Genomic DNA, 20,836 nt, shown 5'->3' on the forward strand with positions numbered 1-20,836 from the left:
TTGTTGCCAAAGGGTCACGACGGCCTCCAATTTGCTGCGAATGGAGGACCGTAGATGAGCAGAGGAGCGATAGGTGTACTCATGCTGGAGACGCGGTTTCCGCGCCCGCCGGGTGACATCGGCAATCCTGAAACCTTCGATTTCCCGATGCTTTACCAGACGGTGCGGGGCGCTTCGCCCAAAGCCGTCGTAGAAGATCGAGAGACCGGGCTTCTGACCCCGTTTGTTACGGCTGGTCATGATCTAGTTGAGCGAGGCGCCGTTGCGCTGACAACCAGTTGTGGTTTCCTGACGTTGTTTCAAAAAGAATTGACCGCAGCTTTGCCAGTGCCGGTTGCCACGTCCGCGCTGCTGCAGGTTCCGTTGATCGACGCGGTGTTGCCGGACGGCCAGCGTGCCGGGATACTGACCATATCCGCGCAAAACCTCACGGCAGATCATCTGGCGGCGGTTGGGGTGCCGGAGGACACTCCGATTGGTTCAACCGAAGGCGGGATTGAGTTCACTGATGCCATCCTTGGCAACCGTGAAACACTCGATTTCGCGCTTGCAGAGGTGGACAATGTTGAAGCGGCGCAGGACCTGTGCCGAAGGCATCCGGAGGTTGGTGCGATCTGTCTCGAATGCACGAACATGCCGCCCTATGCAGCCGCAATTCAGGCCGCCACGGGCCGACCGGTTTATTCGATTGTCACCCTTGTCGAATGGTTGCATGCCAGTGCTCAGACGTTCAGGGCGTGACGTCTTGCCTTTGCTTTGCTAGACGCGCAGGACGCCATTTTCCGGAAAGTCTGAGTCCATGACATCTTTCGACCCGTCGACAATCGCATTGTTGGTCGCCATTGCTGCGGGCGCAGGTGTGTTTGGAGGCATTCTGGCCGGACTTCTGGGGGTCGGGGGTGGCATCGTAATCGTTCCGGCACTTTATTTTGCGCTTTCGCTAACCGGTATTGATCCCGCTTTGACGATTCAGATTGCGGTGGGTACGTCGCTGGCGACAATCGTCTTCACCTCTCTTTCGTCAAGTTGGGGGCACTACAAGAAAGGTGCGCTTGATATGACGCTGCTGAAGAAATGGGCGCCTTCCATCTTGATCGGCGTGGTGATCGGCGGCCTTCTGGGCGGTGTCGTGAGCGGCTACATTCTGGTCGCGGTCTTCGCGGTTGTTGCGGGCGTCGTCGCGCTGGACATGATCTTTCGCAAACCCCGGACCGATCCTGAGCCAAAGACATTCTCCAATATGATCTGGGCCGCGCTCGGGGTGTTTGCGGGCGGCGTCAGCGCGATGATGGGCATTGGTGGCGGAACAGTTTGCGTCCCGGTGCTCAGTTTTCTGGGGTATGATATTCGAAAGGCCGTTGGGACATCGGCCGCGATTGGATTTCTGATCGGTGTGCCCGGTGCGCTGATCTATGCCGCGACAGGTTTTGGCCAAGCTGGTCTGCCACCGTTCTCCATAGGCTACGTCAATCTTGTCGCAGCCGCGATCATCATACCTCTCAGCACAACCTTTGCACGGGTTGGCGTTCGGATTGCTCATGCAATTCCGCAGCGCGCGCTGAAACTATCTTTCGGTGTATTCTTGCTTTTGACGTCAGCGCGGATGTTCTCTGATCTGCTCGGCAACTAGAGCCGAGTCCAGCGGACATCCGCAGGTGCAAGTTCCACACCGTCAAACTCTCGCGGTTCTGCGGCATAGTTAAATACAAACTTATGGCTCTCTGTGCGCCTGATCCGAACGCCTTCCGGGAGGTCGGTGGTCTGCAAATCACAGGTCAAACAGAGCTCATCCAACATGCGAGCAAGCGCAGTTTCATCGGGCCAACCGGCGAGGTATCTGATCCCTGCGTCACCCACCAAAAGCGGCCTGTCGTCGGTCATTTTGAACGTGGTTGGGGCTGTCGTTTCGAGTGTTTCGAACCAATGCAAGACATGACCTCCGCCTTCTACAGGGCGCGCCATATCGGCCCGGAACGTTTCTACGTAAGAAACGGTCGCATCCAGGCCGGGCAGGTCAGGCGGCAGCGGTGTCGGGATCGCAAAATCCTTTGTTTTGGAATTGCTCCGAGGGCCAATCACGGCAATCGCGTTTGACCGACTGAGGGCCGTTTTCAGATCCGCAGATAGCGCGAAAAGGCCTGGGGCGAAAACCAACTTATAGTCCGAAAGATCGGCGGCCGTTGCGGGCAAGATATCGACATCAAGCCCGAGTTTCCGAAGGCCACGATAGATTTCGAACACCAGCCTGAAATAGCTGAAGCCTCTGCCTTGGGGTTGCACTGTCCAGGCCCAATCGGATGTATAATCAAAGATCAGGGCAACATGGCTCTGCGCTGTGGCAACCTCTGGCATCCCTTGGATTTCTTCCGCAACCTGAGTGGCTTCTGCCAAGGCAGGTGCTGCTGCGCTGTCAGGCCTCAGAAGGCCAGCATGCATCTGTTCCTGTGCGATGGGGGCCTGCCGCCAGCGGAAATAACAAACGGTTTCGGCACCATGGGCAAAAGCCTCCCACGCCCACAACCGACACATTCCGGGCAGCGGGGCGGGGTTGACAGGCGCCCAATTCACGGGGCCGGGCTGCTGTTCCATAATCCACCATCGTCCACCACCAACGGCGCGATAGAGATCGTGGTGAAACGCCTGAAAATCCGGATCGCCCTGTTGCGCGTAGGCGCATTTGTGTGGGTCGCCGTCCTCCATCCGATCTTCGAGGAAACCCAACGGATAGCTGTCCCACGAGGCGATATCGAGATCCTGACCGACGTCGAAATGATCGAACTCCGTCACCCGGCCCATGTAGTTGTGGATCAACGGCGCATCGGAGTGCTCTCGCAGGATATCGGTTTGCGCCCGGTTGAACCTGACGACCTGATCAGAGCTGAAACGTCGGAAATCCAGCGCATGTGCCGGGTTCGGCTCGGTGACGGTCAGGTTGGGTAAACCGATCTGATCGAACGTGTCATACTCCATGGACCAGAACACGTTGCCCCATGCGCGGTTCAGCGCATCGGTGCTTTGGTACCGCTGCGCAAGCCAATCGCGAAAGCCACTGCGGGCAGCGCCAGAAAACGACAAAACCGTATCATGGCATCCGTATTCATTGTCGGTTTGCCACGCCGCAATATGAGCGTTGGATCCATATCGCTTGACCAGCTTCATCGTGATCCGGCGGCATTCTTCAAGGTACTCGGCGTGGCTGAAGCAGTAATGGCGGCGCGATCCGAACCCGCGGGGATGTCCATGGTCGTCCAATGCGATCATGTCAGGATACTTGTCGAGCATCCACCGGGGTGGTGTGGCAGTTGGCGTCCCAAGAATAACCTTTAACCCGGCGTTGCCCAATGTCTCGATCGCGCGGTCCAGCCAATCAAAGTCATACGCGCCTTCTTTCGGCTCAAGACGGGACCAGGCGAATTCGCCGATCCGAACCCAGCTGAGACCTGCCGCAGCCATCCGATCTGCATCTTCTGCCCAGATATCTTCCGGCCAGTGTTCCGGATAGTAGCAAACGCCAAGTGTGCGTCTCACAGGATCACCAGATATTCGGGCTGTGGTTTGAGGTCGGTTGCGATGGCGAAGGTCTTGCCGGCGTCCGGCTGCTCTTTTTTCTGGGCGTTGGTCAGTCCCTGTCGCGCAGAGGTTGCGAACAGGAAACCACCGCCAAGCGCGGGGCATGTTATGTGATCTGTGGGCATCTCGATTGTCTTAGACATGGTTCCGCTGGGGTCATATACCGCCAATCGCGCGGCCCCCCACTGGGCATTGATCAGACGACCGTCGGTCGTAACGATGGCACCGTCGGGGTTGATGTCGTCAGATGCGAGGTCAAGGAAGACGTTCGGAGCAGCGTTCGGCCAACCTGTTGCGTCATCCAGCAAGACTTTCATTATCTTCTGGGTCGGCGTGTCGGTGAAGTAAGCGCAACTCTTATCCGGGGCAAAGCAAATCGCATTCGAAATCGTGATCGGGGCAAACAACTGACGAAGCTCGCCTTGGTAGAACCGATAAATAGCACCTGCGTCAGGTTCAGCGTTTTTGCCCATCGTCCCGATCCAGAACCCGCCCCAAGGATCCGCGCGGCCATCGTTGGACCGTGTCAGCGTTGTATTCTTTTCGAGATCGCAAATGTGATCTGAGAGACCGGTCTTTACGTCAAATACGGACAAGCTGGTTTCGCTCGCGATCAAAAGTCGGGTTTCAGTTACCCATCCACCAGCCGAGACGTGTTCAGGAAATTGCCACGCCCGCCCGTCGTCGCACAGCAGCTTGCGGTCCATGATGTCGAACCAGAACAGTGCACCGGACCAACTGTGCCAGATCGGCCCTTCGCCCAAAACGCAAGCGCGCGCGTCATGAACCCTAACCCCGGTCATGAAAACGCCGCGTCGTAAGATGCAACCATGTCTGCGGCAATGGCGGAGATGTCGCCTACAGACCGGCCCGGCTTGTACAGCGCAGACCCGATTCCAAACCCGTTGGCCCCGGCTCTTTTCCATTCTGCGAACCCGTCCGGTCCAACCCCGCCAACCATATACATTGGGACGTCGTTTGGAATCACAGCGCGGAGTGCACCAAGCCCATCGACACCCAATTTAAACGCAGGAAAAACCTTCAGGCCGGTCGCCCCAGCCTTGATGGCGGCAAAGCACTCTGTCGGCGTGAGAACGCCGGGCCAGCTTTCCAGTCCTTGGGACAGCGTGGCCGCAACAACTTCGGGGTCAATATTAGGTGACACGATCAACCGACCGCCAATACCAGAAACATCAGCGACAGCCTTCTCTGTCAAAACTGTGCCTGCTCCGATAAGCGCGTCATTTCCGAATGCAGACACCATAGCTTCGATGCTGGTCAGCGGTTCAGGGGAGTTCAGGGGAACCTCGATCTTGGTGATCCCCGCATGCACTAACGCCTCACAGATCGGAACAGCTTCACCGGGCGTAACCCCGCGAAGAATGGCAATAAGATTTCGGGTCATCCATAAAGCTCCGTATATGCTGCCGTTAGGCCTTTCAGCGTCATGGTGTCACCGTCTTCCACCTGCGCGACGAGCCCTTGAACCGAAAGCGCGCTGGCGTAAAGCGCGGTGAGGGCTGTTGCGCCGACCAGCGCGATATTCTGGCCCAGCCAATAGGGTTTGGTCGCGGCCAGTTCCACGCCCAGCAAGAACCCCGAAAGGCGCGCGCGCGCGATACCCGCATGCGTGCCTTCCAGCAGATCGCGCGCCCTGATCTGAAACAGCCGAGCGGCCAAGGCCTCTGGTCTACTTAGTGTATCGGACACCGCCTCCGAGAATGCGGCTTTGTCCCAGTCTTCCGTGTCTACGGAGTGGCGCAGGACAGACTGCCGTCCCAGAAGGTCAAACAGTTCCCCGGTCATGAGTGTCTGGAACGAGACGACCTCGCCTGCGCTGATATGAACCCATTTTGTGTGAGTTCCCGGTAAGCAGAGAACACCATCAAACTTGGGATGCGTTGCAAGAAACCCGGCGATCTGGGTTTCCTCGCCTCGCATTACATCCGGCGCGTTTTGCTGCTTCAAACCCGGCAGGAGAGACACCTTGATCCGTCCATCTGAACAAGGCACGTCCTGCGCCCCACCCAGCGGTGCGGTCGGAACTGCGGCATACGGAGCCTCTCGCCAACCTTGCCGCGAGCCGACCATGCCGCAACAGACAACTGGAGTGGGCGCAGTTCCAAGCCACGGTTCGATCAGGTTCAGCAAAACAGGCTCGAACTCTGCTTGAGACAGCTTGGACATACCTTGGTCCGACATGCGTTGATCGCGAACCTCCCCGCGCCCGGTCATGGCCCAGACGCGTAGGTTCGAGGTGCCCCAGTCCACCGCAATCCAGTCAGCATATGATGCGCGGCCGCTCATCAGCCAGTCACCACCACACCGCCATCGATTACCATGGCTTGGCCCGTCATCATCTTGGACATGTTTGAGGCCAGGAACAGAACGCCACCAACGATATCTTGGGGATCGAGTGTATCCTTCAGGCACTGGCGATCTAAGTGGGCCGCCAACCCATCTTCCGTGACCCACATGTCTTTTTGCTTCTGCGTCAGCACCCACCCAGGGGCAAGGGCGTTCACACGGATCCGATCCGGTCCGAACTCGCGCGCAAGGGATCTGGTCATACCGTTGATCCCAGAGTTTGCAGCGGTGTAGATGGGATAGCCCGCATTGCCCATCATGTAGCTTATTGAACTGAAATTGATGATCGAGCCCCCGCCAGCCTGTTTCATTCCGTCAGCAACCGCTTGGCAGGCGAAGAAATAAGCTTTCATATTAATCGCGATCATCCAGTCCCAGAAATCGCTGTCGACCTCTTCGGTGCTGTGACGTTTGTCGTTCGCGGCGTTATTGACCAGCGTGGTGATGGGCCCGTTGGCTTCTGCGGCTTGAGACATCGCTGCTTTCAACGTCTCTATTTCCGTAATGTCTCCTTGGATGAACAGCGGGGCCGCGCCGTGCTTGTCCGTCATGTCCGTAACGAACCCTGACGCGTCCGATCGGCCAATGAAGGCGACCTTTGCGCCCTGAGCCAGAAATCCGTCGGTAAGGGCCGCCCCAATACCGGAGCCCCCGCCTGTGATGAAAACGGATGTATCTTTGAGATCGTGGAACGTAGCTGTCTGGGTCATCAATGACCTCCCCTGAACAGAGTGCGTGCGATACGCGCGGTATTGCGAACACGACCTTGGCCAATCATAGCCGCTCCCCCTCAAGAACCCACATGGTTTCCGGGAAGCTCCAAGGCATTATAACGCCATGGTTCATAAGATAGGTCCCAGATGCGCGTAGGTTTTCCGTCTTCAGAAGTGGTGACCCCCGTGAGAGTGTCGGCGCGTTTGTGCGGTTGGCCAAAGTAATCTGATACATCGCATCGGGATGCAGGCGCGTCAGCCTCAAAGGGCGTGGAGCAATCTGCTCGCTGGTGGCGGCTTTGCCAGCGAAGACAACAAAGCGGGTGCCATCACCCGCCATTTGTTGTTCCGCAATGACCGCTGGATCAGCGCTGTCGAGCCGCAGGATATCCGCCTGCATCATCCAATCCCGATTGTGTTTCCACCAGGATGTGACCTCCCTCAGCACCGCCGTTTCGTGATCGGTCAACTCGCGCGGGTCCATCTCGAACCCCATATGTCGTTGCGCCGCGACCCATGACCGGAAGCTGATATCCAGCGTCCGGCCAGACGTGTGACATTTGCGCGGACCTACGTGAGAGCCAGTGACAGTAGCAGGCAGAAACAGCGTCGCATTGTGCTGCATCTTCAGCCGTTCGAGCGCGTCGTTGCTGTCGCTGAGCCAGACGCGTTGTGTCCGCTTCAAAATGCCGAAGTCGATCCTTCCGCCGCCGGAGGCACAGCTTTCAATCTCGACAGCCGGAAAATCGGCGCGCAGCCGATCCAGCAATGCGTAAGAGCCTCGTGTCTGGTTCGCATCTGGGGCGGGTAGGACGCGGTTGTGATCCCATTTGATGTAGTCAATCGGATACTTCGACAGGATTGCAGCCATGCGGTCATAGATGAACTCCCGCACTTCGGGCAGCGCCATGTTGAGCGCTTTTTGTTGACGCCCAAGTGTCTGGTCCTCCGACCCAAGCGCCCAGTCGGGATGGGCGCGGTGCAGATCGCTGTCAGGGTTGATCATCTCTGGCTCGAACCAGATGCCGAAACTCAGACCCAGATCGTGAACATGGTCAATTAGGGGACCCAAACCGTCGGGATACTTTCTAGGGTCAACCTCCCAATCACTGAGGGATGTCGTATCATCGTCGCGTTGACCGAACCATCCATCGTCCAGCACGAACCGTTCGGCCCCCAAATCCGCGGCGCGGGTCGCGATGTCTTTCAGGACGGGCAGCTTGTGGTCAAAGTAAACGGCCTCCCAGCAATTGTAATGAACCGGGCGGGGTTTATCGGACGTGGGCGTGACGATCCGGTCGCGCAGATGGCGTTGGAACGCAACCGCGCATCCGTTGAGACCGTCCGTTGAAAACGTGATGTAGAGTGGGGCCGTGCTGAATTTCTTTGATGGCGCAGTTTCCATCCTCGCCGCATGGCCGAACTGAATTTGACGGCGCCCATCAGGTAACTCTTCGGCGATCATCTTATGACCGCCGGACCAACCATAGTGAAATGCGTAGGCTTGCCCTTGCGTGTTGGTTGCGCCACGGCAGGGAATAAGAAGACCCGGAAAATGCTCGTGACCCGTTCGACCCGTGCGATTTTCGCGGTACCGCATCCCGGCGGACCAAGGCGTCCGCGCCAGTTGAAATTCACCACACCATCTGCCGTGAAAATCAATCATGTCATCTGCGAATTGCGGGGCGGGCAGGACCGGGGCAGCAAGCCAGTGAAGGTGCACAGGGCGATCCGCCTCGAGCTCTGCCGAAGTGGTGATGATCCGCGTCTGCGCGTCCGTTTCAAAAGACACGCTATAGTGCAGTTGATGCTCGGCATCGTGATAGCGCAGACGCAGCCCGGTCTCGGATGTTTCATCGCTTTCAAAACAAAATTTTGGCAGGATCGGTGTTCCATCCGTATCCCGCAGAATAAGCCCAGGTTGCCCGGGGAACGTCCGCACGGCCTCTGGACACAGGGACAGATCCGGGTTTTCATCAAGCATCCCGCCGGTCACATCGATCATATGAGCTTCGGCAAGGACCGACAGATCATCCGCTATCGGCAGCGGGGCGCCCCAGTAAACCACTTGGGGCAACCGCATGTTTCTGGCTGCCAGAACAAGTGTCTGACGCCCGTCGTCCAACCGCCAAGTTTGCATTATTTCACGGCACCCAAAGTGAGACCAGCAATGAAGTGGCGCTGCATTAGAAAGAACATCGCGACCGGGGGGACTGCCGCCAGCAGAGACGCCGCTGATACGAGATGCCAGTTGTTTACGAATTGCCCGTTGAGCGCGCGGACGCCCGCCGTGATTGGTTTAGAGGCTTCTCCCTGAGTCAGAACCGTGGCCCAGAAAAAATCATTCCAGATGAAAGTGAAGATCAGAACGGCAAGGGCGGCAATGGCGGGACGCACCAGCGGCAGGACCAGATACCAGAAGATCTTGAACTCGCCGACGCCCTCAATCCGCGCGCTCTCGATCAGGTCAAAAGGCAGCGCTTTGATGAAGTTTCGCATGAAGAGCGTGCAGAATCCGGTTTGAAAAGCTGCATGAAACAGGACAAGGCCGGTGACTGTGTCGTAGAGACCCGTCTTCACTGACAGATCGCGCACCGGAACCATCAGGATCTGGAACGGCACGAAATTACCCGCGACGAAGATAAAGAACAGGGGCAGGGCCGCGCGGAATTTGTAAATTGCCAAGGCATAGCCAGAAAGGCAGGCCAGACTTACTGACAGGATCACGGTCGGAATAGTGATCTTGAAGGAGTTCAGGAAGTAGGTCGTGGCTTCCGATTGCGTGAAAACGGCCGTGTAGTTTTCGATGATCTGGAAGGAAGACGGCCAGCCAAACACATTGCCGGTATTGATGTCGGATGGCGGCCTGACAGACGTTGCCACAATGGCCAGCAAAGGCAGCAGCCAAATGATCAGCGCTATGGGCAGAAACACTTTGTAGGCGAATTGGGTCGCAACGCCTGATTTCTCTATCGGTTTGGGAAACATCAGCGGGCTCCCTTCTCGTCTTGGTACATGCGGTAGAGGAAATAGCTGATGTAAATCAGCATGATCAGGAAGAGGACCGTGGCGATGGCAGAGCCATATCCCATCCGATAACCATATTCGCTGAGCGCTGTTTCGTACATGTAGTAGGCCAGCACATTGGAAGACCCGTAAGGGCCGCCCTGTGTCATGATTGCGATCATGTCAAAGCTGCGCAGCGCGCCGATAACGGTGACAACCACCGCAATGAAAGTTGCGGGCTTGAGTTGCGGTAGCACGACATACCAAAGCATCTTCCAGCCTTTGGCTCCATCCAGTCGGCCTGCTTCGATTTGATCCGCGGCGACGTTGTTCAGCCCGGTTAGATAGAGGATCATGCAATACGCGATTTGCGGCCACAAACCCGCAGCGATGATGCCATAGGTGACGTAACGCTCATCGCCCAGAATAGAGGGTGGGGTGGCCCCGAAGAACTGCCAGACCTGCCCGACGACACCGAAATCGGGATTGTAGAACCACGTGAAAATGAGGCCGACGACAACCTGACTGATCACGAACGGGAAGAAGAACATCGATTTGTATATGCGCATGCCCGTGACGGTCTGGTTCAGGAACAGTGCTACGAACAAGCCCGCCGGGACCGCCAACATGTAAAGCAGCAGCCACAGGACATTGTTCCATAGCGATGTGTAGAACCTATCGTCGTCCATCAATTCGACATAGTTGCGCGCGCCGACCCACTCAGCGGCGCCCAAGCCATCCCATTCGTAGAAGGAGATCCAGATAGATTGGAAAATCGGCGCGATCACGTAAATCAGGAAGAAGATCATCGCGGGGATCAAGAAAAGCCATGGCGTGATCGCCAGCTTGTTGCGCGCATACCAAGAGCGCGTGACCGGGGGATCGGTGTCAGGCAAGGCAGTTGCGGTCATTGCAGTCTCTCCCCCGGAATTGGAAAAGGTGGGCCGCGAAAGGGCCCACCTACAAGGCCGCTTACTTGTAAACGCGCTCTTGGATCTTATCGAGACGCTGCAAGATCGCGTCCATACGCTCTGGCTTGATCATGAATTCCTGAAAGCCTTCCATGCCAGCCTTTGCCATCTCGGCGGGCGCATCGCGGTCATAAAATTGTGCGAGGCCCGCTGCGGTCGAAACGGTTTCAAACCCTTCTCTCAGGAACTTGTTGTCGCCGATCTCGGACTCTGAGTTCACCGGAAGCTGACCAATGGTTTTGTTCCACTCGGTTTGCACATCAGGCTGGGCGACGAACGCCAGGAACTTACGGGCGTCTTCCTTGTTCTTCGCACCGGATGGGATGAAGAATGCATCCGCCGGGGCTTCTTCGGCCCGTGGCAGGCCCGGTGTGATTTCCGGGAACTGGAAATAGTCGATCTGATCCATGGTCAGACCCGCGTTCAGATAGGCGTCCACTGAGAAATTGCCCATCACATACATCGCGGCTTCGCCATTCGCGAAGGGAGCTACGGCGTCCTGCCAGCTCATCGTCGCGTGGTTTTCAATGAAGTAGCCGGGCTCGATCAACTGCTTCCATTTCTCGAAGACGTCGACGATGCGCGGATCAGTGTATTTGATCTTGCCCGCTGTCAGGTCATTGTGCACGTCATAACCGTTGGTGCGCAAGTTCAGGTAGTCAAAGACGCCGGCTGCGGTCCAAAGAAATTTTGTGCCGATGGTGAATGGCGTAACACCATTTTCTTTCAGCTTCGCAGAGGCGGCCAGAAGCTCGTCCCACGTCTGCGGTTCGCTGATGCCCATCTCGTCGAAGATGTCTTTGCGGTAATAGATGCCCCATTGATAGTAAGAATAGGGCACGCCCCAGATCTCGCCGTTGCGGCTCATCGTCGGTTTAATTGCGGCCAGCGTTTCGTTGAAGCCTTCTTGTTCCCAAAGATCGGTCACCGGTTCAAAGAGGCCTGCGTCCACGAAGGGGGCCATGCGGTTGCCGGGATACCATGTGGTGACATCGGGTGCGTCGGCGCTCAGAAAGTTGCGGATCGCTGTCTTGTGGGCTTCGCGGTCGTTGATGTTGACGATTACGTTGATGTCGGGATTGGCTTCTTTGAATTTCGCAACGGCGTCCTCGAAGCCTTTCTTTGGGCCTGGGTTCGGGTCGTCGAAGTTGATGACAAGGTCGGCAGCAAACGCGGCGGCTGTCATCATGGAAGAGGTAACAAGCGCCGCAAGCGACGCCTTCAAGATGGAACGCATAGTATCCTCCCTAGGTGCTTCCACTACTAGTTCCAAATAATGAAACTTAGTTTTGTATATTGAAAATTTAATCTCGACTCGGTTAGGGTTGTCAACAGGTTTCCCCTACGGAGGCGGGGAGAGGGAGGATAAATGAGCGATACCGCGCAAGGCGACGGGACGGTCGGAAAGGCATTGGACGTTCTCGATCAGGTCGCGGGCTTCGGCAGGCCCGTGCGGTTTTCCGAGTTGCTCGACGCCAGTCCTTATCCGAAAGCGACGCTTTACCGCTTGCTGCAAACGCTGACAAAGCAGGGGATGGTGTCTTTCGATCCTGACCGCAGTGCGTATTCTTTGGGGGTTCGGCTTGTTCGGTTGGCGCATCGGGCGTGGCGGCAGTCGTCGTTGGCCCCGTTAGCCCGACCTCAGGTTGACGCATTATCGCGCACTTTGGGTGAGACCGTTCACTTGGCGCAGATGGACAACGCGCAGGTGCTCTACGTCGACAAGCGCAACGCGGCCAAACCCATCGAGATGTATTCGCAAGCCGGCAAGGTCGGGCCCGCCTATTGCACAGGTGTTGGGAAAGCCATGCTGGCCTGGATGCCAGCGGAAGAGCAGGAACGCATCATCTCTCAGCAAAGCTTCCACGGGTTTACGCCAACCACGCTGACCACGGCGGAAGACTTACGGGCAGAACTTGCCGAATGCGTCCGTCGGGGGTTCGCCTTTGACAACGAAGAACATGAACCCGGCATCATTTGCATCGCATTCCCCATTCTATCGGGGGCTGGGCGGGTGATGGGCGGGCTTTCGATTACATCAACAACGACGCGGCATTCGCTGCAATCGCTTCAAACCATGGTGCCGACAATCCGCACCGCAGTCGACCGGATTGCCGAAGACGTCGAAAACTGGCGCTTTCCGGACGAAATCAAAGAACGCGCCTAACCGAGGGAGGACGAGGCCATGTCAGGTCTGACGATACGCAATGCGATCAAACGCTACGGCGAGGTGCAGGTGATGCACGGCGTCGATCTGGATATTGCGGATGGGGAGTTCTGTGTTTTTGTCGGCCCGTCTGGCTGTGGTAAATCTACGCTGCTGCGCATGGTGGCTGGGCTTGAAGAGACAACCGAAGGCAAGATGGCCATTGGCGGGCGGGACGTGACCCACATGGACCCAGCGGACCGGGGCGTCGCGATGGTGTTCCAGACTTACGCGCTCTACCCACACATGACGGTCAAGGAGAACATGAGTTTCGGGCTGAAGATGAACGGTCATCCCAAGGAAGAGATTGAAACCAAGGTGGCCGAGGCATCGCGCATTCTGAAACTGGACGAATATTTGGATCGCAAGCCTGCGGCGTTGTCCGGTGGCCAGCGTCAGCGGGTGTCCATCGGGCGCGCAATTGTTCGTGGTCCTGAGGTGTTTTTGTTTGACGAGCCTCTGTCAAACCTTGATGCGGAACTCCGGGTTGAGATGCGGGTCGAGATCGCGCGCCTTCACAAGGAGATCGGCGCGACGATGATCTATGTGACCCATGATCAGGTCGAGGCGATGACACTGGCCGATAAGATCGTCGTGCTGCGGGCCGGGCGGATCGAACAGGTTGGTGCGCCGCTGGAATTATACCGCGACCCGGACAACAAATTCGTGGCAGGATTCATCGGCTCGCCCTCGATGAACTTTCTCAACGGCACTATGAATGCAGGCGGTCTTGTTGACGTTCCATCTTTGCAAACGTCGCTTAAATTGAACGTGACGCCGCCACCTGAAGGAACGGCGGTTACGCTTGGTCTGCGACCGGAACATCTCATTGTCGATCCAGCAGGGGACACACATCGCATCGACCTGACAGAAGCCTTGGGCGGCGTGTCCTACGACTATCTCATGAGCGCGACCGGCGAGCGGATTGTTGTGGAAGAGCGGGGCGATGAGCGCGCCGTTGAAGGGGCAACCGTCGGTCTCACCATCGACCCGGACCGCGCCATGCTCTTCGACACGAAAACCGAGACGCGCATCAGGTAATTCGTCCTCGGCGAGACTTCGTTCAGGGCATTTCGGAGTGGTTGACAGTCGAGAGCGCTTGGCGACTAATTGACAAAACGCCGCACCCAAGCGGCGAGTTCGGGAGGAACATGCCAATCATGCTGGCAGTCACGCGCGCCTTGGCGGCTGTGAACGCGCTTGTTCTCGCGATCGGTCGGTTTATTTCGATCGGCCTCATGGGCTTTATGGTTCTTGTGATCCTCTTGCAGGTCTTCTTTCGATACATCTTGAACGATGCGTTGCCCTGGTCCGAGGAGGCCGCCCGCTTCATGATGCTGTGGATGACCGGCTTGGTCGCACCATCGGCCTATCGTTGGGGGGGCTTTGTGGCGATCGAGATGGTGCCGCAAATGCTGCCGAAACGGATCGGCGCGCTCCTGATGCTATTCCTGTTGGTTGTTGCAGGCCTCGTTCTTGTCGTTGCCGTCCAACTGGGTTGGAAGCACGTGAACAGCGGTTGGTTGTTCAACTCGTCATCCCTTAAAATCCCTATGGACCTGTTTGGAATGAAGGTCGTCCGGGTCAAGCTGGCGTGGATGTATATGTCCCTTTTCGTCGGTGTGATCCTTCTGCTGTCGGTGAACGTGGAACTGATCCTGCGTACTTTGGCTAAATTCGCCGACCGCGAAGACGAGTTGCCAGAGATCAAGCCGCTGATGGCGGTTGAGGCAGAGTAATGCTGGTCTGGTTCCTGCCCATCTTCCTGCTGTTCCTGATGATTGGCCTGCCGGTGTTCTTCGCGCTCTTGGCGGCGCCGGGCATCATGCTGTGGCTGAACGGACAAGAGCGCGATCTCGCGCTGCTTTATCGCAATGTCTACAACGGCATGGACAGCTTCCCGCTGATGGCGATCCCGTTCTTCATGCTGGCTGGCGAGATGATGAACCGCGGCGGCATCACCATGCGGCTGGTCGAGTTCAGTCAGGCCATGGTCGGGCACTTCAAAGGTGGGTTGGCACAGGTCAATATTCTGTCCTCCATGCTGTTTGCAGGGCTGTCCGGATCGGCCGTCGCGGACACCTCTGCACTTGGCTCGATGCTGATCCCCGCGATGGAAAAAGAGGGCTACACCCGCAGGTTCGCCGCCGCGGTAACCGCTGCCTCCAGTGTAATCGGTCCGATCATTCCACCGTCAGGCATCATGATCATCTATTCCTATGTCATGGGTGAAAGCGTTGCGGCGCTGTTTCTGGCGGGCATCGTGCCGGGCGTGCTGGTCGGGCTTGGTCTCATGATCGTCACGCGGATCATGGCGAACAGCAACGACTTTCCTGCCTCCCGTGCACGCGCCACATGGCCGGAAAAGGGCCAAGCATCGCTGAAGGCTTTCTTCCCACTTTTGACCCCAGTGATCATTCTCGGCGGTATCTTGGGCGGGGCGTTCACTCCGACGGAAGCGAGTGCGGTCGCCGTGGCCTATGCTTTCATCGTAGCGATCTTCATGCGGACGATGACCGTTGGCGATCTGCCGCAGGTTCTGCTGAAGGCCGCGCTTACGTCTTCCGTCGTTTTGCTGTTGGTCGGCGCGGCAATGGCGTTCAAGACGGTTGTCAGCCTTAGTCACGCGCCAGAAGCTTTGGCCGCCTTCATTCTGACCCTCAGCGAGAATCCGTTGATCCTGCTGTTCCTGATCAACCTGCTGCTTTTCATTGTGGGCATGTTCCTTGATGCGGGACCTGCGATCATCATCCTCGGTCCGATCCTTGGCCCCATTTTTACAAATCTGGGCATCGATCCGGTCCACTTCGCGATTATAATGAGTGTCAACCTGACGGTGGGTCTTGCGACGCCGCCTATGGGACTGGTTCTATTCGTCGCGTCATCGGTGTCGGGGGAGCGGGTGGAGTCCATTGCGAAGGCAATTCTGCCGTTCCTTGCGATTGAAATCGCTGTCATATTCCTGATCACATACGTGCCGAACATCTCGCTGTTTGTCCCGAGGTTCTTCGGCTTCGTAACTTAAAAAGAGTTCCAATAGGGAGGAAACACATCATGAAACTGGGAACGCTCACAAAATCGCTGGCTTTGGCTGCGATCATGGGATGTGCAGGGCTTTCGGCCTATGCAGATGGTCATGCGATCACCATTCGGGCCACCGCAAATTCCAACGAAAACGACGAGGATTATGATGGTCTGGTCGTCTTCAAAAACTATGTCGAACAGGCGTCCAACGGCGCGATCACGGTCGAGATGTTTATCGGGACTCAGCTGTGTTCGAATGGAACCGAGTGTTTGCAGGGCATCGCGGACGGTACGATCGACGTTTTCGTGTCTACATCTGGGGGCGTGTCGGGGGCGTTTCCCTTCGTCCAGGTTCTGGATCTGCCCTACCTGATGTCAGATGACCGCGTCGCCGAGACGGCGCTTGCGAACGGCTCGACCTTCACGACAAAAATGCAGGACATGGTCGAAGAAACCTCTGGCGGCGCGATCCGCTTGATGACCATTGGCAACACCGGCGGCTGGCGCAACTTTGCCAACACTCAACGGCGCGTCCAAACACCTGCTGACATGGAAGGTCTGAAGATCCGGACCGTCGTCGCCGATCTGCCGCAGGAGCTTGTGAAGGCGCTTGGTGCGTCCCCGACGCCGATCCCGTGGCCTGAACTGTTCACATCGTTTCAAACAGGCGTTGTAGAAGGATCCAAGAACGGCATCACAGATATCATGAACATGAAGTTCCCCGATGCTGGTCTGAACTACGTCACGCTGGACGGACACGCCTATATGGGCGCGCTTTGGTTCATGAACAACGACAAATTCATGTCGATGGATGAGGACATGCGGCGCGTCATCGTCGACGGGTTCTACCAGCTACAGCAGGCGACGTTTGCGTCACCAAAGCGCAAGTCGATCCAAGCCTACGAAGACTTCCAAGCGGCTGGCGGTGATCTCTATGTACCAACGCCAGACGAAAAAGCTGCATTCAAAGAGGCGGCCGCTCCGGTCTATGACTGGTTCAAGGCCAACATTGATGGTGGCGAAGACATCTTCAACGCGCTGAACGAAGCCGTTGCGGACGCAGAGGAAACGATCAATGCGGCGCGCGAAGCGGACCTGAACTGAACTCTGTAAACAAAAAGTCGGCGCCCGCTGAATCGGGCGCCGACTTCTTTTCAACGGTAGACAAAATGGCAGATTGCCCTGTCACCAATGGCACAATCTCCCTTTTTGGGATCGTTGAACTAGTGGAAATCGAGACGCGTCCGGATCGCGTTGATGCAGGGGGCAATGGTCTGTGGCAAGGTTAATCCGATGATGTCAGCGAAACGGATACATCCAGACCTTGTAATCCGCGATCAAAGCGTGGGCATGGGCGATCTCGTCCTGCGTCATTTTCTTGACCACCTCCTCCTGACTTATCGCGGCATCGGGATCGCCGCCGATCGCGCTGAGGGCGTACCACATATACGCGCGCACCAGATCAGGCGCGGGCATGCCGATGCCTTCTTCGTAGTACCAACCGATGCCGGATTGCGCGCCGGGGTGTCCTTTCATGGCCGATCGCAGGTACCACTCGAAGGCGCGCACCGGGTCCTTTTCGACGCCGAGGCCGAGGGCGTACATTACGCCGATCAACTCTTCGGCGTCGGCATTTCCAGACCGCGCAAACGGGGCAAGCGCGGCGCGGGCTTCTTCGAATTGCCCTGCTTCCATCAGGTCGCGGGCCTTTTCGATATCTCCCAGTGCTGGCGTCGCAAAAAACAGAAGAGCCAAGAAAAGTCGCATCGAAATCTCCGTGTCGCGATCGCACTTTGCCTGTCTGTAGGGTCAACCGCAATGGCGGAGCAACCATTGGTGATCACGTCCGAGATGTTTCCCGCGATTGACGCAGAGAAGGCCGCATTGGGCCAACTCTTATTTTATGACCCCATCCTGTCGGGCAATCGCAACATCAGCTGTGGGACTTGCCATCATCACGATCATTTCTCGGCGGATGGGGTCAGCCTGTCTATCGGCGAAGGCGGGGAGGGCGTTGGACCAAGTCGCAAGGTTGGGCTCGATGAGATCAAGAAACGCGTACCTCGGCATGCGCCCGCTTTATGGAATATCGGCGCGCACCAGTTTCGGACGTTTTTCCACGACGGCCGGGTAAGCGCGTCGGACGATTACGGGAACGGCATAAACTCCCCGGCAGAAGAATGGTTACCCGAAGGCTTGGAAGGCCTCCTCGCCGCGCAAGCGCTGTTTCCGATGACCGCGCAGTTTGAAATGGCGGGCAACCCAAGCGAAAATGAAGTGTCCGGTGCAGTACATGATCGGATCGACAAAGGTTGGCCCATATTAGCGAAGCGAGTGCGCGGGATTGATGACTATGCCCGGCGGTTCACGCGGGCTTTCGATCTGAACACCCGAGAGGATATCTCAATTGCCCATATTGCAAACGCACTTGGTGCATTCATGGGCAGTGAGTGGCGGAGCTTTGACAGCCCATTCGATGAATGGCTCATGGGAACAGGGCAGCTGACAATTGATCAGGATCGAGGCCGCAAGCTGTTTTACGGCCGTGCGGGATGCAGCAGCTGCCATAGCGGGCCGTTTCAAACGGACCATGCCTTTCACGCGATCGGCTTGCCGCCTTTCGGTCCAGGGCGCACCCGGCAGTTCGATCCTCTGCCACGGGATGTCGGGCGCATGGCCGAGAGTAATGATTTGGCCGATGCCTACAGATTTCGAACCCCGTCGCTGCGTAATGTTGCCCTAACGGGCCCGTACGGTCACAACGGCGCTTATCCGACGCTGGCCGGTATCATTCGCCACCATGCAAACCCAGGGAAAAGCCTGCTCGATTGGCTGCCAGAGCTTGCGCGACTTCCGGATATTCCCAACCTCTCTGCGGTGGACTTTGCGATCCATCAAGACAGTCGCGAAATGGCGCGGGTGCGAGGCAAACTTGATATCGAACCGCGCGATCTCAGTGATCGTGATATTGAGGATCTCGTGGCATTTATGGGCTCTTTGACAGGTAGGGACAGCCGCCATGGAAGATTGGGGCGCCCCGACATCGTACCTAGCGGATTGAAGGTCGACTGATGGTTCATGTCTTGGTCGTCGGCAGTGCGGTTCTGGACTTCGTCTACCGCGTAGATGAGTTACCAAAAGCGGCCGAGAAATACAGGGCGTTTGATATGGAAACTGTCGGCGGGGGGTGCGCCGCAAACGCCGCCGTGGCGATTTCACGGTTGGGTCAGAGGGCTTCGCTGTTGGCCCGGTTCGGGCGCGATATTGTTCAAACGCAAGTGATGGAGGATCTGACAAACGAAGGTGTCTTGTTGGATTTGGTCGACATCGCGGAAGGGGGGCGATCGGCTGTTTCGTCGGTCTACGTGGACAGGACCGGCGAACGGCAGATCATGGCGTTTCGCGGGGAAGGGCTAAGCCAAAAACCGGCACCGCTGAAGTTGGAGGCCATCGACGCTGTGCTCGCGGATACCCGTTGGCCCGAGGCCTCCCTTCTGGCTTTAGAGCACGCACGGGCGCTTGGTTCACCTGGCATTTTGGACGGGGAAGCACCGATTGACCTCGCTCTGGCTGAGGCGGCAAGCCACGTTATTTTCTCGGAACAGGGGCTTCTGGATTTCCAAACCGAAACCAATGTAAAAGAAGCGCTTTTGGGCGCATCAGCGCGTCTGCCGGGCTGGGTTGCCGTGACCTCGGGCAGTGCCGGTGTCGCTTGGGTCGAGGGCGACCATGTGCGTCAAATGCCTGCCTTCAAGGTCGATGTCAAAGATACATTGGGGGCGGGCGACGTGTGGCACGGCGCGTTCGCGCTCAATCTGTCAGAGGGGGCAGTGATCGAAGAGGCAATTCGGTTTGCAAATGCCGCGGCGGCATTGAAATGTACGGGCCATGGGGGCCGCAAGGCGGCGCCGAACCGCGAACAGGTTGAACAGTTTCTAAAGGACAACACATGATAATTTTATCGCCGGGCAAGCTCTGGGGAATGCGCCGGATGGCGGACGCGTCGGGTCTTTTCAAGATGACCGCAGTGGATCAGCGCCCACCGATTAAAGGACCAATCGCCCAGCACTACGGAACGGCGGAGGCGCCTTTTGAAGATGTTGCGCGGTTTAAAGCGCTGCTGGTCGAGACGTTGCAGGAGGCCTCGTCGGCCATGCTGCTTGATCCTCACTATGCGATCCCGGTGGGTTTGAAGCATCTGTCGCCAACAAAGGGCCTGATTGTGACGCTGGAGAACTCGCTTTTCGAGGAAACGGGGAACGGCCGGAAATCGTCAGAGATCGATGATTGGTCGGTGGCGAAGATCAAGCGGATGGGTGGCGACGCTGTCAAAGTCCTCGCTTGGTATCGGCCAGATGCGGATGCGGCTGTGTTGCAGCACCAGAAAGACTGGACCAAGCGGATCGGCGCGGCCTGCGCCAAGTATGATATCCCGTTCCTTTTCGAACTGCTGGTTCATCCCCTGGACAGCGACGCGGAGCAGACCAGCGAATACGTCGAAATGAACACCAAGCGTGCAGGTGATGTTCTGGCGTCGGTCGAGGAATTCGCAAAACCGGACTACGGTGTTGATGTTTTCAAGCTGGAAAGCCCGGTTCCGGCCAAGGATGTTGCAAACACGGACGGGGTGCAGGACCTGTTCGATGAGATGGGCCGTCTTTCTGGTCGCCCTTGGGTCATGTTGTCAGCGGGTGCCGGAAAACCTGAGTTCCACACGATACTTGAACACGCTTACGCCGCTGGCGCATCCGGGTTCTTGGCAGGTCGGGCGATCTGGTTGGATGCGTTTCAGATGTTCCCGGACTGGGACGACATAGAGGTTGGATTGCGGGGCGACAGCTCAAGCTACATGGCGGAGATCAGTGCATTGACCGATGCGAAGGCAACGCCGTGGGATCAGCATACATGTTTCGGCGAGGGCGGCGCGCAATTCACCCCAGCGGATGCCAGCTTTCGGCATGGCTACGACGGATTCTGAA

Annotated in this window: 20 protein-coding genes; 10 read left to right on the forward strand and 10 right to left on the reverse strand. The window is 57.2% G+C overall.

Annotation, left to right across the window (positions count from 1 at the left end):
• Positions 1-54 precede the first annotated feature (54 nt).
• On the forward strand, positions 55-741 hold the full coding sequence (locus KIN_RS00110) for an aspartate/glutamate racemase family protein (RefSeq protein ID WP_159803942.1): 687 nt from the start codon (positions 55-57) through the stop codon (positions 739-741).
• 58 nt (positions 742-799) lie between these two features.
• Positions 800-1,630, forward strand: coding sequence for a sulfite exporter TauE/SafE family protein (locus tag KIN_RS00115; protein WP_159803943.1), 831 nt, complete (start codon positions 800-802; stop codon positions 1,628-1,630).
• Here KIN_RS00115 and KIN_RS00120 read toward each other — a convergent pair.
• From KIN_RS00120 to KIN_RS00160, 9 genes are all read right to left on the reverse strand, one after another.
• Positions 1,627-3,528: a beta-galactosidase gene (locus KIN_RS00120; protein WP_159803944.1), complete on the reverse strand. Its 1,902-nt coding sequence runs from the start codon at positions 3,526-3,528 to the stop codon at positions 1,627-1,629. The genes KIN_RS00115 and KIN_RS00120 overlap by 4 nt on opposite strands.
• Entirely contained in the window at positions 3,525-4,373 is an 849-nt protein-coding gene (locus KIN_RS00125) for an SMP-30/gluconolactonase/LRE family protein (RefSeq protein WP_159803945.1), read from the reverse strand. Before KIN_RS00125 ends, KIN_RS00120 begins: the two co-directional genes overlap by 4 nt.
• Positions 4,370-4,975 carry a 2-dehydro-3-deoxy-6-phosphogalactonate aldolase gene (locus KIN_RS00130; RefSeq protein WP_159803946.1) on the reverse strand — a complete coding sequence of 202 codons (606 nt, stop codon included), beginning with the start codon at positions 4,973-4,975 and terminating at the stop codon, positions 4,370-4,372. The genes KIN_RS00125 and KIN_RS00130 overlap by 4 nt, the downstream gene beginning before the upstream one ends.
• Complete coding sequence (locus KIN_RS00135; RefSeq protein ID WP_159803947.1) at positions 4,972-5,877, reverse strand: 2-dehydro-3-deoxygalactonokinase; 906 nt, start codon at positions 5,875-5,877, stop codon at positions 4,972-4,974. Before KIN_RS00135 ends, KIN_RS00130 begins: the two co-directional genes overlap by 4 nt.
• A complete protein-coding gene (locus tag KIN_RS00140) occupies positions 5,877-6,647 on the reverse strand; it encodes an SDR family NAD(P)-dependent oxidoreductase (protein ID WP_159803948.1) in 771 nt (256 codons plus the stop codon). Before KIN_RS00140 ends, KIN_RS00135 begins: the two co-directional genes overlap by 1 nt.
• Before the next feature lie 64 nt (positions 6,648-6,711).
• The gene (locus KIN_RS00145; protein WP_373281625.1) at positions 6,712-8,790 is read right to left on the reverse strand and encodes an alpha-galactosidase; all 2,079 of its coding nucleotides are present in this window, start codon (positions 8,788-8,790) and stop codon (positions 6,712-6,714) included.
• Positions 8,790-9,638, reverse strand: a complete 849-nt coding sequence (locus tag KIN_RS00150; RefSeq protein WP_159803949.1) for a carbohydrate ABC transporter permease — start codon at positions 9,636-9,638, stop codon at positions 8,790-8,792. The genes KIN_RS00145 and KIN_RS00150 overlap by 1 nt, the downstream gene beginning before the upstream one ends.
• Entirely contained in the window at positions 9,638-10,567 is a 930-nt protein-coding gene (locus KIN_RS00155; protein ID WP_159803950.1) for a carbohydrate ABC transporter permease, read from the reverse strand. The genes KIN_RS00150 and KIN_RS00155 overlap by 1 nt, the downstream gene beginning before the upstream one ends.
• Before the next feature lie 61 nt (positions 10,568-10,628).
• Entirely contained in the window at positions 10,629-11,864 is a 1,236-nt protein-coding gene (locus KIN_RS00160; protein ID WP_159803951.1) for an ABC transporter substrate-binding protein, read from the reverse strand.
• 132 nt (positions 11,865-11,996) lie between these two features.
• Here KIN_RS00160 and KIN_RS00165 point away from each other — a divergent pair, with 132 nt between their 5' ends.
• From KIN_RS00165 to dctP, 5 genes are all read left to right on the forward strand, one after another.
• A complete protein-coding gene (locus KIN_RS00165; RefSeq protein ID WP_159803952.1) occupies positions 11,997-12,794 on the forward strand; it encodes an IclR family transcriptional regulator in 798 nt (265 codons plus the stop codon).
• An 18-nt stretch (positions 12,795-12,812) separates the two neighbouring features.
• Positions 12,813-13,874, forward strand: coding sequence for an ABC transporter ATP-binding protein (locus KIN_RS00170; RefSeq protein WP_159803953.1), 1,062 nt, complete (start codon positions 12,813-12,815; stop codon positions 13,872-13,874).
• A 119-nt stretch (positions 13,875-13,993) separates the two neighbouring features.
• Positions 13,994-14,572, forward strand: coding sequence for a TRAP transporter small permease (locus KIN_RS00175; RefSeq protein ID WP_159803954.1), 579 nt, complete (start codon positions 13,994-13,996; stop codon positions 14,570-14,572).
• The gene (locus KIN_RS00180) at positions 14,572-15,858 is read left to right on the forward strand and encodes a TRAP transporter large permease (RefSeq protein ID WP_159803955.1); all 1,287 of its coding nucleotides are present in this window, start codon (positions 14,572-14,574) and stop codon (positions 15,856-15,858) included. Before KIN_RS00175 ends, KIN_RS00180 begins: the two co-directional genes overlap by 1 nt.
• 29 nt (positions 15,859-15,887) lie before the next feature.
• Entirely contained in the window at positions 15,888-16,961 is a 1,074-nt protein-coding gene (dctP, locus tag KIN_RS00185) for a TRAP transporter substrate-binding protein DctP (protein ID WP_159803956.1), read from the forward strand.
• Between the two features lie 195 nt (positions 16,962-17,156).
• Here the strand turns inward: dctP and KIN_RS00190 are convergent, their stop codons facing one another.
• Positions 17,157-17,624 (reverse strand): tetratricopeptide repeat protein, encoded by a 468-nt coding sequence (locus tag KIN_RS00190; protein WP_159803957.1) that lies wholly within the window; start codon positions 17,622-17,624, stop codon positions 17,157-17,159.
• 51 nt (positions 17,625-17,675) lie between these two features.
• Between KIN_RS00190 and KIN_RS00195 the strand changes: the two genes are divergently transcribed.
• The 3 genes from KIN_RS00195 to KIN_RS00205 are packed head-to-tail and all read left to right on the forward strand — an operon-like array spanning position 17,676 to position 20,835.
• Positions 17,676-18,929: a cytochrome-c peroxidase gene (locus tag KIN_RS00195; RefSeq protein ID WP_159803958.1), complete on the forward strand. Its 1,254-nt coding sequence runs from the start codon at positions 17,676-17,678 to the stop codon at positions 18,927-18,929.
• On the forward strand, positions 18,929-19,810 hold the full coding sequence (locus tag KIN_RS00200) for a PfkB family carbohydrate kinase (protein WP_159803959.1): 882 nt from the start codon (positions 18,929-18,931) through the stop codon (positions 19,808-19,810). The genes KIN_RS00195 and KIN_RS00200 overlap by 1 nt, the downstream gene beginning before the upstream one ends.
• Positions 19,807-20,835: a tagatose 1,6-diphosphate aldolase gene (locus KIN_RS00205; protein ID WP_159803960.1), complete on the forward strand. Its 1,029-nt coding sequence runs from the start codon at positions 19,807-19,809 to the stop codon at positions 20,833-20,835. The genes KIN_RS00200 and KIN_RS00205 overlap by 4 nt, the downstream gene beginning before the upstream one ends.
• Position 20,836 lies beyond the last annotated feature (1 nt).

Origin of the sequence: Litoreibacter roseus, assembly GCF_009811795.1 — a bacterium.
In the GTDB taxonomy this organism is placed as follows: Bacteria; Pseudomonadota; Alphaproteobacteria; order Rhodobacterales; family Rhodobacteraceae; genus Litoreibacter; species Litoreibacter roseus.